Source organism: Phenylobacterium sp. CCH9-H3 (genome assembly GCF_001557235.1).
GTDB lineage: Bacteria > Pseudomonadota > Alphaproteobacteria > Caulobacterales > Caulobacteraceae > Phenylobacterium.
The window spans coordinates 37,875-49,160 of the sequence record NZ_LSJI01000075.1 but is presented as its reverse complement, the minus strand read 5'-3'; the positions used below and the strand labels follow the sequence as shown (position 1 = coordinate 49,160).

Sequence of the window (11,286 nt, the reverse complement as noted above, 5' to 3'; positions counted from 1 at the left end):
GTCCGACTACGGCGCCCGCCGCCGCTACGGTTCTGCGGTTGGCCCCACCCGGCTATCCCAGGATTTCGGCTACAGGCCCGGGGGCGCCGACGGTTACGCGGCCAGCCGCCCCTACGGGCGCTGGGGCGCGCGCTTCACGCTTCCGTTCCGCTCCCGCGACCGGTCTCACCGGTGACCTCCTTCGCTGCGCGGGCCGGGCGCAGGTCCCAATCCGGGCTCAGTGGCAAGCGTAACTCTGCCTTGAGCCCGGGCCGGTTGTCCGCAAGCACGAGCTGGCCACGATGGACGCGCGCGACGGTCGCCACGAGGGATAGTCCGAGCCCGCTGCCGGGCGTGGAGCGGCTCTCGTCCACCCGGCTGAAGCGCTGTACCGCCCGTTCCCGCGCCTCCGGCGCGATGCCGGGCCCTCGGTCGCCCACGGTGAGACGGCTGACGGCGCCGTCTAATCCCGTGGCGACGACGATCTGCCCGTCTAGGCTCCCATGCTTGATAGCGTTGTCGATCAGGTTGGCGGTCGCGTGGAGGAGCAGGCTCGATACCCCGCGCGCCGGCGCCGGGGAGACTTGAAGGACGAGATGTTGCCCGGCGTCCTCCGCCAGGGGCGCGTACAGGTCGTAGGCCTCCTGGGCGACCGCGGCGAGGTCGAGCGCCACGAAGCTATCGGCCGTGGTGGCGTCCGCCCGGGCCAGCACCAGCAGCCCATTCACCAACGACAAAAGGGCGTCGAGATCGCGCGCCGTGTCGGCCAGGATGTCCTGGGTCGGGGCTTCCGGCCCCCGTAGCGCCGCCAATTCCAGCCGCGCCTTGATGCGTGTCAGCGGCGTCTTTAGATCGTGCGCCAAGCCATCGGTGGCGGCCCGGAGCGAGCGGACCATGCGCTCGATCTCGTCCAGACAGGCGTTGAACACCTCGGCCAGTCGATCGAATTCATCGTCGCGGGGCGAGACCTTGAGCCGCTCATCCAAGTGACCGCTGAGGAACCGATCGCCGGTGTCCGCCGCCGCTCGCACCACGCGCACGCCGCGCCGGCTCACGAGCCAACCGAGGCTCAGCCCAAGCACGGCAGTCGCCAGGACCGAAAGCGCGGGCGACATCCAATAGCGACGCCCAAGCGAAATGCGGCTGTCCGCCAGGTGTCCCACCAGGAGCCGGGTGTCCGGCCCGAGCGTGCGGACCTCGGCCTCGATCCGTCGCGACTGGACCTGACCGCCGCGCCGCACCCGCACGGTCGTGAGAGCCGGGTGGTCGGCCGCAAGGCCGCTCGGCCAGACCAGGACGTTGCCGGCGAGGCGCCGCCCGGCGCGGTCGGAGACCATGTAGACCACGTCGCGCCGCGAGGTCAGAGTCTGCTCATCGATGTAGTTGGCCAGGCCGCCGAGGCCGCCGTCGCGATAGCGTAAGACGAGCGCGTCAGCCTCGCCTTCGAGCAGGTGCTCGAGTTCGACCTTGAGCACGCGGACGGTCTGAAAATGCTGGACGCTCAGCGCCACCACGGTCGTGACCACGGCGATCAGCGTGATCCACAGGGCGCCGCGGAAGGCCGCCGCCTGCGGTCGGCGCCGGGGCGGACTAACGCGCGTCAAGCTGGTAACCGGCTCCGCGGACCGTGTGCAGCAGCGGCGGCTCGTCCCCGTGCTCCAGCTTGCCGCGGAGCCGACTCACGTGCACGTCTATGACATTGGTTCCGGGATCGAAGCTGTAGTCCCACGCGGCCTCCAGCAGCATAGTACGCGTGACCACTTGGCCGGCATGGCGCATGAAGTATTCGAGCAGCTGGAACTCCTTGTTGAGCAGCTCGATGCGCCGGGCGCCCCGCTTGGCTCCGCGCGCCAAGAGGTCCAGCTCCAGATCGCCAACCTGCAGGGTCGTGGTGGCCGTGGCCGCGCCGGAACCGCGCCGGACGATGGCGGCGATCCGGGCCATCAGTTCCCCGAACGAGAACGGCTTGGTGAGATAGTCGTCGCTGCCGGCCTCAAGGCCCTTGATCCGGTCGTCGACCTGTCCCAGCGCGCTAAGGATCAGCACCGGCGTCGTCTGACCCTGGGATCGCAGCGCCTGCAGGACCGACAAACCATCCAGCTGCGGCAGGTTCCGATCGAGGATGATCGCGTCATAAGTGTTGGTGAGCGCGGCCGTCAGCCCGTCGAGTCCGGTCTCGGCGTGGTCACAGGCGTGGCCGAGCTCCGCCAAGCCTTGCTGGACATAGCTCGCCGTCGCGCGGTCGTCTTCGATCAAGAGAAGCTTCATGGGCGAAGTCTGAAGGGTCCTCGGCATCCGAACCAGGGGATATCAGTCTCGGCGATCGCCGCCAGCTGCCGGGGGGTGACCGGCAGCTGGCGGGCCTGGCCGGCGCCTCAAGCGTCCACGGGGGGCGGGTGGACCGCTCGGCGTCACCGCGCCGCCACGGCCTAGGATGCGGCCGAGACCTTTCAGGCGAGTGGGGCCGGCGTGAACTCGATTTCATGTTGGACGGAGCTTCGGAGACAGCATCATGAAATGGAATTCATCCGGCTCCCATCCGCACGCCACCTGGCGGGTCAATCTGGTCAGCTCGCTTGGCGCTGAAAGGAGCGCCCCCCATGACCAAAATCAGCCATGCAATGGTGATAGCGGCCGCCGGCCTTGCCGCGCCGGCCATCGGCGTCGCACAACCCGTCGGTCTCGGCCCGCCGCCTTTCGTCTACTACATCGTGCCGTGCGGCACTCCGGGTGCAATCGCGGCGGCGCCGGTCTTGCCTCCGTCCGCCGACGCGGCCCAGCCGGTGGAGGCCGTTTGTGTCGTGCCGGTGGCCGCCGGCACGCGTCCGCCGCGGCACCGGCGCTATTCTTCCTACGCTTATGATGCTTGGGGGCCGAACTACTATTCCCGGCCGTTCTACGGCGCCTTCGGCCTCAGCATCTTCAGCGGCGTCCACGACGCTGGCGGCCACTCCGGCCGGAGCCATTCGGGCCTCGGCCACGGTGGCGGTGGTTACTTGGGCGGCGCCCACCGCGAAAGCGGGCGCAGCCATTAGATCTCGATGAGTCAGCGTGCGGCGCGGCTGGGCGCCATTCCTGACGAGCCCGTCCTTTGGCGTTCCTGGGTGCAGGTCAGGCGTCTAGGGCACACTTCGACGGAGGAGCGGATGATGGAAACCTGGACGTATTCGGTCGTGCCGGTTCCGGGTGGCTGGGCGCTGGAGCAACCCTGCGGCCTGCCGCTCATGTTCCTGTCCGGAGGGCGGGCGGAGTCAAAGGCAGCGGAACTTGCCAAACAGGCGATCGCCCGCGGCGGATGCGCCGAGGTGCTCATCTTTGACCGCGGAAACAGCCTGCTGGGCCGTCGGCGTTACCTTGGGTATTCGGCCGCGCAGCTTGCCGAGGCGCCCGTAGGAGAGGTTGAGGGCGAGGCGTGACCTGCCGCGTAACTTCTTTAGCACGCGAGTGCTGTGTGAGGTGATGGAGTCGTATGCGTCGCGAGATCGTCTTAGTCGTGGAAGACGACCCCGCATGCCGCGACGTGATCTCAGAGATCCTGGCGGACGCCGGATATGACTGCTTGCAAGCCGACGGCGGCCGTGCGGCCATCGAGCTGATGGCAAGACGGCCCAACGTGCTGCTGACTGATCTGCTGATGCCGGACAAGGACGGCGTCGAGGTCATCATGGAGGTTCGGCGCCGGTGGCCTATGACGCGGATCGTGGCGATGAGCGGGGGCTTCGCAGTCATCGAAGCCGACGCGCTTCTCCGCACGGCCACCATGCTTGGCGCGGACACTGCGCTCCGCAAGCCGTTCACGAGCGCGCAACTTCTAGACCGCGTGTCTGCGGCGCTCCTGGCGCGGCGGCCATAGCTGGAGCCGTGCTCATTTTCGCGCGTCGGCGTTGATCGTTCGGAGCGCGGCGCCCAGCGAAGAAAGTGGGCCATCGGCTGCTTGCACGGCTGCAGACCCCAGGGTCTCTGTTGGTTGGGCGCTGCAGCGCCGTAGGCGGCGGCGACGGCATCACCGTTTCAACAGATCGAGAGTCCTCTTTTCCATCGCATCTTGGTTCTCCAGAACGTTCAGGTTGGCTTCGTAGGCGCGCATGGCCTGCTTCATGTCCAGTGCTTCGATCAGACCGTTCACGTTGGGTAGAAGAACATAGCCGCTCGCATCTGCCGCTGGGTGGCCCGGGTCATACTCTCTGGAGAATTTCGAAGGGTCGGGTTTGACGCCGGCCATTTGCACGCCGTTGCCGCCGTCCATCCGCAGGACCTTGAACACGGGGACCTGACGTCGGTAAGGCTCCCCGCCCGGAGTCTGCGCTGTCGAAGATGAATTCGCCATGTTCTCGGCGATGACCCGCATTCGCGCTTGCTGAGCTCGAAGCGCCGATGCGGCGATAGCGGCGACGCCGTCGCCGTGCATCCCGGCCTTGTCCATGGCATCTATTCCTCTTCGTCGCGTTCAGGCTCGGTGATCGTGGTTAACGACAGATTAAAGACGTGTATTTGGAAGAAGGAGTTGAGCGAACGTGGAGCGACAACAATGACATTCCTGGAATGTTATTGTTGGTCCTTGCGCGTCTGACGCGATGTCGACGCGCCCCCTTTCCGGATACTTCGGAGACTCAGCGGGCCAGGCGCCCGCCGCCTTCTCCAGGATCACGGTCTTCGCGGTGATCTGCGACGGCCCTTGCCTTCGGCTCGGGACGCACGGAGCCTTCCCAAGCGATCCAGCGAATTCCGTCGCCGGCTTCGCGCGCCGGCCGGAATGATGGGCGGCCAAGTCTCTCCTCGTGCGCTCGGCGCACCGGGCTCGAAGATCGAGACAGCGTCGCTGAGCAGGCTTTCGGCCTCGAGCGGGCGCAGCCTGGCGAGACTGAACATCATTGATCCTTTTCGGCGGAGGACAGCTTGTGATTTGAAGGTCGCCGCAGCGAACATGCGGGTCTGCGGGGGGAACGGGTCTTGTCCGACGAGTTGACACGTGAACTGCTGAGCCGGTGGCGGAACGATCCGGCCGGCGCCTATCAGAGCTGGTTCCTCTGGGAGGACCGGCTGAAGAACTTCCGGTCGATCCGGCGCGGCGTCCAGCAGGTGGCCGCGGAGATCGCGGCCGAGCGCTTCGGCGTCGCCTACCGCGGATCGTCGCTGGAGACCGTCGTCCATTCGATCGCCGAACAGCGGCAGGTGTTCAAGGGGGCGGACCACGCCTTCCTGTGGAAGCCGAAGCTGCGCATCCCTGACATCTATGAGCACCCGGGCAACCAGCGCGCCTTCGGCCAGCTGCTGGACGCCTGCGTCTGTTGCGACACCGAAGAGCATGTCCTGGCCGAGATTCACCGCATCGATGCGCTGAAGATCAAGGGTCTAGGCCCCGCGGTCGCTAACATCCTCTATTTCCTGCATCCGACGATCGCGCCGCCGTTCAACACCGCCATCGTGCGCGGCTACAACGCCTTGACCGGCGCCAACGTGAAGCTCGGTCGCTGGGACGAGTACCTGGCGATGCGGCAGGGCCTGATCGCCTTCAATCGCAAGCACCGCGACTTGCTGTCCAATGACCTCGGCGCGGCCGCGGCATTCTGTTTCGACCTGGGCATGGGGCTCTATGCGCCGCCGCCGCGCGCGGATGACGCCGCGGCGCGGGCCGATTGGGCCGCCGATCTGGCCAGAGTTCGCGCCCAGGCCGTCAAACCCTCGGCGGCCGAGGCGGACGCGCGGACCCATACGGAAATCCAGGGTTGGCTTCGCGATCTGGGCCGCGCGCTCGGCTACGACGTATGGATCGCGCAGAACGATCGCGGGCGACCCTGTGGGGCCGGTCGCCTGGGCGATCATTGTCTGGAGCGATTGCCGGCGGCGCTCGACAGTCGCCCAGGCGCCGAAGCCGTGCGCCTGATCGATGTGCTGTGGCTGAGCACGGCGGGCGCGATCGTGGCCGCCTTCGAGGTGGAGCACACGACCTCGATCTATTCCGGGATCGTGCGGATGCTGGACCTCGCGCTGGGGGGCGACGCGAGCGGGCTCCACAGCCTGTTCCTGGTCGCCCCCGACAAGCGCGAGGCTGACGTGCGCGCGCAGATCGCCAGGCCGGCCTTCAGCCGGATCGCCGACCTGAGCGTGCGCTATCTGCCGTACAGCGCCCTCGAGCAGCATCGGGAGGCGATGGCCCGCTTCGGCTCGGGGGTCACGGCGCTGGAGAAGGTCTCCCACCGGCTCACTTAGCTCAAGGCCGCATGTCGGCGTCGAGTTGCTCGGCCAGCAGCTTGCGCGCGCGGTAGACGCGCGTCTCGATGGTCTTCAGCGACACCCCCAGGATCAGTGCGGCATCTCGCTGGCTTAGGCCCTCGAACGCCGTCAGCAGCAGCGGCTCCTTCAAGCCGGGCGGGAGCCGTGCGACGGCTCGGTCGAGCCGCATCGCCTGTTCGTCTTCCAAAACGCCGGCCTCAGCGCCGGGCGATGGGTCTGGCGCGCTCAACGCCTCGGTGTCGTCCAGGCCGCCCGACCCAAAGAGCGCGCGGCGGACGACCAATCGACGGCCGCGGTCGCGCGCCTTGTTGATCGCGATCGTGCGCAGCCAGGCGCCAAACGGGCGCTGCGAATCGTAGCGCTTCAGCGCGCTCCAGGCCGCGATGAAGGCTTCGTGGACGGCTTCATAGGCTTCGTCGGCGTCGCCGGTATAGCGGCGCAGCAGCCGATAGAGGCCGTCCTTGTGGCGACGAACGAGCACGGCGAAGGCCCGATCATCCCCGGCCGCGGCGGATCGGGCGAGGATGCTGTCGGACGCCTCGGCGTCCACGGTCACCTCGTGTCTTCGGTCAGGGACCTGACGACGGTCTCGTCGAACCTGGCCGTCTGATCGGGCGTCAGCACCGCGCGCATCGCCAGGGTGTGCACGATCGTCTCCTTCTGGAGTTCGCCCATGGCGCGGTGGAAACGATCGATCGCCGCCTGCACCTGCGGCGTGTAGGCATGACTCTGCTGGAAGGCCTGCGCCAATTGCGCGTTGGCCGCCCGCATCTCGGCCTCGAGCGCCTGGCGACGCGCCTCGTGGTCACGCTCCATGCCGGCGATGCGCCGTTCCTGGTCGGCGGTCAGATTCAGCTTCTCGTGCACCAACTCGTGCAGCGGCGTCGGTCGGTGCACGCGGTGCATGACGTATTGCGCGCCGCCCCAGACCCCAAGGATGGCCACCAACACCGACAAGATCAGTGTCAGCGCCATGCTCCTCATCACGCTCACCGGCGACCCTCCAGCAGGTTGGACGGCGCGAGGCGGGCTGCGCTGGAGAGGGGGCTGTCGTGTTGCGGCGCCAAGGCCGCCGAGGCCGCGACAGCGCCGCCTGCGGTCAACCCCATCGCCAGGGCCAGGCTCACTGAGGCGAAGCGAACCGGCGCGAGCGCGGCAAGCGCACGCGCATCGCGCCGGCGCGCCGCGATTCTGCGGCCGATCTCAGTTTCCAGTCCGTCCAGTGAACGGTCAGCCGGGCTGGCTGCCAATCGGTTGAGCAGCTCATCCAAGCGTTCGCTCATGTCCAAATCCTTCAAGGTCGCCCCAGGAACTATACGTTCCAGCCCGGCCCAACCCCTAAAGGATCATTGGATGAGGCGCACGACGAGCCGCCGTTGACCGTTGGGACTCGTCGCCGCACCAGTTGGGGTCAGCCGCCGTGCGCTTTGAGCCAGGCCTCGAGCTCGGCCTTACCCTTGGTGTTCTCGTCGATCGTCTTCTGGGCGATCTTCTTGGCGTCCGCGTCGGCGCCGTGGCGAAGCTGGATCTGCGCCATGTCGATGGCGCCTTGGTGGTGGGCCATCATCTTGCGGGCGAACGTGGCGTCGGGCGTGGAGCCCTTCGCGCTCATCATCGCCTGGTCCATCTTCTTCATGGCTGCCATGTAGTCGTTCATGGCCATCATATTGTGATCGCCCTTCGCGCCCTTCATCCCCGGCATGGCGCTGTGGTCCATCCCCTTCATGGCGCCCTGGTTCGACTGAGCGGACGCCGCGCCCGCCCCGGTCGAGAGCGCCGCGATCACCGCGAGGATCGTAAGTTTTGTTCGCATCTTCGTTGTTCCGTCCTGACATAAAGGCGCGACCTCGGCCTCTAGCCTGGTCACGAACGCGAAGAGAACCGCCACAGCGGGACTTCGTTGCTTGAGATCCCCAAAGAGGCCCGCGCCGAAGCCTCCAATGATTGGAGGATGGGCGATGTGGACGGCCCTTCTTGACCGAGACTCTACGCCGCACCTTGGGAGCGCCACAGCAGTCGAAGCCCTGAGGGGCGTGCCTGCGCTGGCGCGTATCCCAAGAACAGCACCGACGGAGCCTTGACCCTCCCATGATGGGAAGCTCTATCTGAGTTGGGCATCGGAAGAAGGAACCCTGCGATGCCCGAAGCTGCAGCCCTCGACGCCATCGAACTGCCCGTGCTCGGCATGACCTGTGCGAGCTGCGTGGGCCGGGTCGAACGGGCGATCGGCGCTGTGCCGGGCGTGCGCCGGGCCAGCGTCAATCTGGCGGCCGAGCGCGCCCATGTCGAAGGCGGCGACCCTGCCGCCGTGGCCGCCGCCATCCGTGCGGTCGGCTACGAACCGCTCGAACATGCCGTCGAGCTTCGGGTCCGCGGCATGACCTGCGCGACCTGCGTCGGCCGGGTCGAGCGCGCGCTCAAGGCGGAGCCCGGGGTGTTGGACGCCCAGGTCAACCTGGCGACCGAGCGGGCCACCGTTCGGATCCTGGATGGGACGGTCACGTCTGAACGCCTCGCCGCGGTGATCACTCATGCCGGCTATGACGCAAGCATGGTGGAAGCAGCGGGCGGCGCGGACGGGGACCGCGAGCAGGCCGCCCGTCTGGCTGAGATCCGCGCCCTGCGCCGCCCGGTCGTCCTCGCCGGGCTCGCGACCTTGCCGCTGTTCACGGTCGAGATGGCCCGACACGCCGTGCCCGGCGTCCACCATTGGCTGGCGGCGAGCCTGGGCGAGCAGCCCTGGCGGCTGATCAGCCTCGCTCTGGCGAGCTTCGTCCTCTTCGGGCCGGGACTCCGCTTCTACAAGAAGGGCGTGCCCAATCTTCTGCGGCTGGCGCCGGATATGAATAGCCTGGTGGTGCTGGGCGCCACTGCGGCCTGGGCCTATTCGCTTGTGGCGACGCTCTTTCCCCAGGCCCTGCCGGCCGGCACGAACAACGTCTACTACGAAGCCGCCGCGGTGATCGTCACCCTGATCCTGCTTGGCCGCTGGTTCGAGGCCCGCGCCAAGGGACGCACGAGCGAAGCGATCAAGCGTCTGCTGCACCTGCAGGCCAAGACCGCCCGGGTGCAGCGCGGCGGGGAGGATGTCGAGCTCCCGATCGAGGCGGTGCGGCCCGGCGATCTGGTGATCGTCCGGCCTGGCGAGCGCGTCCCAGTGGACGGCGAGGTCCTCGACGGCGGCTCCTTCGTCGATGAATCGATGATCAGCGGCGAAGCGATGCCGGTGGAAAAGGGACCGGGCGCGGTCGTGATCGGCGGCACGGTCAACAAGACCGGCGCCTTCCGCTTCCGCGCCACCAAGGTCGGGGCCGACACCCTGCTGGCGCAGATCGTCCGCATGGTGGAGCAAGCCCAAGGCGCCAAGCTGCCGATCCAAGCCCTGGTCGACAAGGTCACGGCCTGGTTCGTGCCCGTGGTGATGGCGCTCGCAGCGCTCACCTTCGGGGTCTGGCTGGCGTTCGGACCGGCCCCGGCGCTCGGCCTGGCGCTGGTCAACACGGTGGCCGTGCTGATCATCGCCTGCCCTTGCGCCATGGGCTTGGCCACACCCACGTCGATCATGGTCGGCACCGGTCGCGCGGCCGAACTCGGCGTGCTCTTCCGGCGCGGGGAAGCGCTGCAGGCGCTGCGAGACGTGAAGGTGGTGGTCTTTGACAAGACCGGGACGCTTACCTTGGGGCGGCCGGCGCTCACCGCCCTGCAGGTCGTCGGAGGATATGGCGAGGACGAGGTCCTGGCCGCGGCCGCCAGCGTCGAACAGCGCTCCGAGCACCCGATTGGCGAAGCGATCGTCGCCGAAGCGCGGAGGCGGGGCCTGACCCTGCGGCCGGCCGAGGGTTTCCAGGCCACCCCAGGGTTTGGGGTGACCGCTCGGGTCGATGGCCGTGAGCTCGTAATCGGCACAGCGCGACATCTGGAGGCGGCCGGCATCGATGTCTCGCCGCTGTCGGGGCGAGCTGACGCCCTGGCCGACGCAGGCGAGAGCCCGCTGTTCGTCGCCATCGACGGCCACCTGGCCGGCGTGCTCGCCGTCGCCGACCCGATCAAGCCGACGTCGGCCGAGGCGGTGGCGGCGCTGCACAGGCTTGGCCTGAAGGTGGCGATCGTCACCGGCGACCACCAGCGAACCGCCGCGGCCGTCGCCCGAACGCTCGGCGTCGACGACGTGCTCGCCAACGTCTTGCCGGACGGCAAGGCGCGCGCCGTGGAGGGCTTGCGCGGGCGCTATGGCGCCGTCGCCTTTGTCGGCGACGGGGTCAATGACGCGCCCGCCCTGGCTACCGCCGACGTGGGCGTCGCGATGGGGCAGGGGACCGACATCGCCATCGAGAGCGCCGACGTGGTGCTGATGGGCGGTGATCTCACCGGCGTGGTGACGGCGCTCGGCCTGTCGCGGGCCACCCTGCGCAACATCCGGCAGAACCTCATATGGGCGTTCGGCTACAACGTCGTGCTGATCCCGCTGGCCGCCGGCGTCCTCTACCCGGCCTTCGGTTGGCTGCTCTCGCCGATGCTGGCGGCGGGCGCTATGGCGCTGTCGAGCGTCAGCGTCTTGACCAACGCCTTGCGCCTGAGGGCTTACACGCCTCGGCGGCTGGCGGCAGAGGACACCGCATGAATATCGGCCAAGCTGCGCGCGCGTCCGGCGTGTCCGCGAAGATGATCCGATACTATGAACAGATCGGACTGATCCGCCCGGCCGATCGCACCGACAGCAACTACCGCAGCTTCAGCGAGCGCGACGTCAACGACCTGCGGTTCATCAAGCGCGGTCGCTCGCTGGGCTTCTCGGTCGAGGAGATCACCAACCTGCTGTCCCTGTGGCGCGATCACACCCGTCCGAGCCGCGAGGTCAAGGCGATTGCCGACGCCCACGTGTCCGACCTGCGCGCGCGGATCGCCGAGATGCAGGCGATGGCCGATACCCTGACGGCCCTGTCGGAGGGCTGCGCGGGGGATGATCGCCCTGACTGTCCGATCCTCATCGACCTCGCCGCAGGGCCCGCCTCGCCAGCGGCCAATGTCGCAGACCGCGCGGGCGCGGTCTCGTGATGCGCCCGGGTTGGCTCC

General features: G+C 68.0%; 13 protein-coding genes. 6 read left to right on the top strand and 7 right to left on the bottom strand.

Annotation, left to right across the window (positions count from 1 at the left end; genetic code table 11):
- Positions 1-134: 134 nt before the first annotated feature.
- Together AX721_RS06570 and AX721_RS06565 are read right to left on the bottom strand one after the other, a co-directional pair.
- Positions 135-1,505, bottom strand: coding sequence for a HAMP domain-containing sensor histidine kinase (locus tag AX721_RS06570; RefSeq protein ID WP_156467043.1), 1,371 nt, complete (start codon positions 1,503-1,505; stop codon positions 135-137).
- Between the two features lie 64 nt (positions 1,506-1,569).
- A complete protein-coding gene (locus AX721_RS06565; RefSeq protein ID WP_068875213.1) occupies positions 1,570-2,247 on the bottom strand; it encodes a response regulator transcription factor in 678 nt (225 codons plus the stop codon).
- 332 nt (positions 2,248-2,579) lie between these two features.
- Here AX721_RS06565 and AX721_RS06560 point away from each other — a divergent pair, with 332 nt between their 5' ends.
- The 3 genes from AX721_RS06560 (at position 2,580) to AX721_RS06550 (ending at position 3,832) form a co-directional block, all read left to right on the top strand.
- Positions 2,580-3,014 (top strand): hypothetical protein, encoded by a 435-nt coding sequence (locus tag AX721_RS06560; protein ID WP_068879149.1) that lies wholly within the window; start codon positions 2,580-2,582, stop codon positions 3,012-3,014.
- Positions 3,015-3,125: 111 nt separating this feature from the next.
- Positions 3,126-3,395 carry a hypothetical protein gene (locus tag AX721_RS06555; RefSeq protein ID WP_068875211.1) on the top strand — a complete coding sequence of 90 codons (270 nt, stop codon included), beginning with the start codon at positions 3,126-3,128 and terminating at the stop codon, positions 3,393-3,395.
- Positions 3,396-3,448: 53 nt separating this feature from the next.
- Entirely contained in the window at positions 3,449-3,832 is a 384-nt protein-coding gene (locus tag AX721_RS06550; protein ID WP_068875210.1) for a response regulator, read from the top strand.
- Between the two features lie 150 nt (positions 3,833-3,982).
- Here the strand turns inward: AX721_RS06550 and flgC are convergent, their stop codons facing one another.
- On the bottom strand, positions 3,983-4,402 hold the full coding sequence (gene flgC / locus AX721_RS06545) for a flagellar basal body rod protein FlgC (protein ID WP_068875209.1): 420 nt from the start codon (positions 4,400-4,402) through the stop codon (positions 3,983-3,985).
- 527 nt (positions 4,403-4,929) lie between these two features.
- Here flgC and AX721_RS06540 point away from each other — a divergent pair.
- Positions 4,930-6,189 (top strand): type II restriction endonuclease, encoded by a 1,260-nt coding sequence (locus AX721_RS06540; RefSeq protein WP_068875208.1) that lies wholly within the window; start codon positions 4,930-4,932, stop codon positions 6,187-6,189.
- Position 6,190: 1 nt separating this feature from the next.
- Here AX721_RS06540 and AX721_RS06535 read toward each other — a convergent pair whose 3' ends face one another.
- The 4 genes from AX721_RS06535 to AX721_RS06520 form a co-directional block, all read right to left on the bottom strand.
- Positions 6,191-6,769 (bottom strand): RNA polymerase sigma factor, encoded by a 579-nt coding sequence (locus AX721_RS06535; RefSeq protein ID WP_068875207.1) that lies wholly within the window; start codon positions 6,767-6,769, stop codon positions 6,191-6,193.
- The gene (locus tag AX721_RS06530) at positions 6,766-7,197 is read right to left on the bottom strand and encodes a Spy/CpxP family protein refolding chaperone (protein WP_221221126.1); all 432 of its coding nucleotides are present in this window, start codon (positions 7,195-7,197) and stop codon (positions 6,766-6,768) included. Before AX721_RS06530 ends, AX721_RS06535 begins: the two co-directional genes overlap by 4 nt.
- 5 nt (positions 7,198-7,202) lie before the next feature.
- A complete protein-coding gene (locus tag AX721_RS06525) occupies positions 7,203-7,496 on the bottom strand; it encodes a hypothetical protein (protein WP_068875205.1) in 294 nt (97 codons plus the stop codon).
- A 128-nt stretch (positions 7,497-7,624) separates the two neighbouring features.
- A complete protein-coding gene (locus AX721_RS06520) occupies positions 7,625-8,026 on the bottom strand; it encodes a DUF305 domain-containing protein (protein WP_068875204.1) in 402 nt (133 codons plus the stop codon).
- 324 nt (positions 8,027-8,350) lie between these two features.
- On the opposite strand from AX721_RS06520, the gene AX721_RS06515 reads away from it, so the two are divergent.
- Positions 8,351-10,834, top strand: coding sequence for a heavy metal translocating P-type ATPase (locus tag AX721_RS06515; protein WP_068875203.1), 2,484 nt, complete (start codon positions 8,351-8,353; stop codon positions 10,832-10,834).
- Positions 10,831-11,268: a Cu(I)-responsive transcriptional regulator gene (gene cueR / locus AX721_RS06510; protein WP_068875202.1), complete on the top strand. Its 438-nt coding sequence runs from the start codon at positions 10,831-10,833 to the stop codon at positions 11,266-11,268. The genes AX721_RS06515 and cueR overlap by 4 nt, the downstream gene beginning before the upstream one ends.
- The last annotated feature ends 18 nt before the right edge of the window (positions 11,269-11,286 follow it).

Bases quoted from the DNA above. Each gene is read 5' to 3' on its own strand.
- AX721_RS06565 (WP_068875213.1), bottom strand. From the start codon at position 2,247: ATGAAGCTTCTCTTGATCGAAGACGACCGCGCGACGGCGAGCTATGTC.
- AX721_RS06560 (WP_068879149.1), top strand. From the start codon at position 2,580: ATGACCAAAATCAGCCATGCAATGGTGATAGCGGCCGCCGGCCTTGCC.
- AX721_RS06555 (WP_068875211.1), top strand. From the start codon at position 3,126: ATGATGGAAACCTGGACGTATTCGGTCGTGCCGGTTCCGGGTGGCTGG.
- AX721_RS06550 (WP_068875210.1), top strand. From the start codon at position 3,449: ATGCGTCGCGAGATCGTCTTAGTCGTGGAAGACGACCCCGCATGCCGC.
- flgC (WP_068875209.1), bottom strand. From the start codon at position 4,402: ATGGACAAGGCCGGGATGCACGGCGACGGCGTCGCCGCTATCGCCGCA.
- AX721_RS06530 (WP_221221126.1), bottom strand. From the start codon at position 7,197: ATGAGGAGCATGGCGCTGACACTGATCTTGTCGGTGTTGGTGGCCATC.
- AX721_RS06525 (WP_068875205.1), bottom strand. From the start codon at position 7,496: ATGAGCGAACGCTTGGATGAGCTGCTCAACCGATTGGCAGCCAGCCCG.
- AX721_RS06520 (WP_068875204.1), bottom strand. From the start codon at position 8,026: ATGCGAACAAAACTTACGATCCTCGCGGTGATCGCGGCGCTCTCGACC.
- AX721_RS06515 (WP_068875203.1), top strand. From the start codon at position 8,351: ATGCCCGAAGCTGCAGCCCTCGACGCCATCGAACTGCCCGTGCTCGGC.
- cueR (WP_068875202.1), top strand. From the start codon at position 10,831: ATGAATATCGGCCAAGCTGCGCGCGCGTCCGGCGTGTCCGCGAAGATG.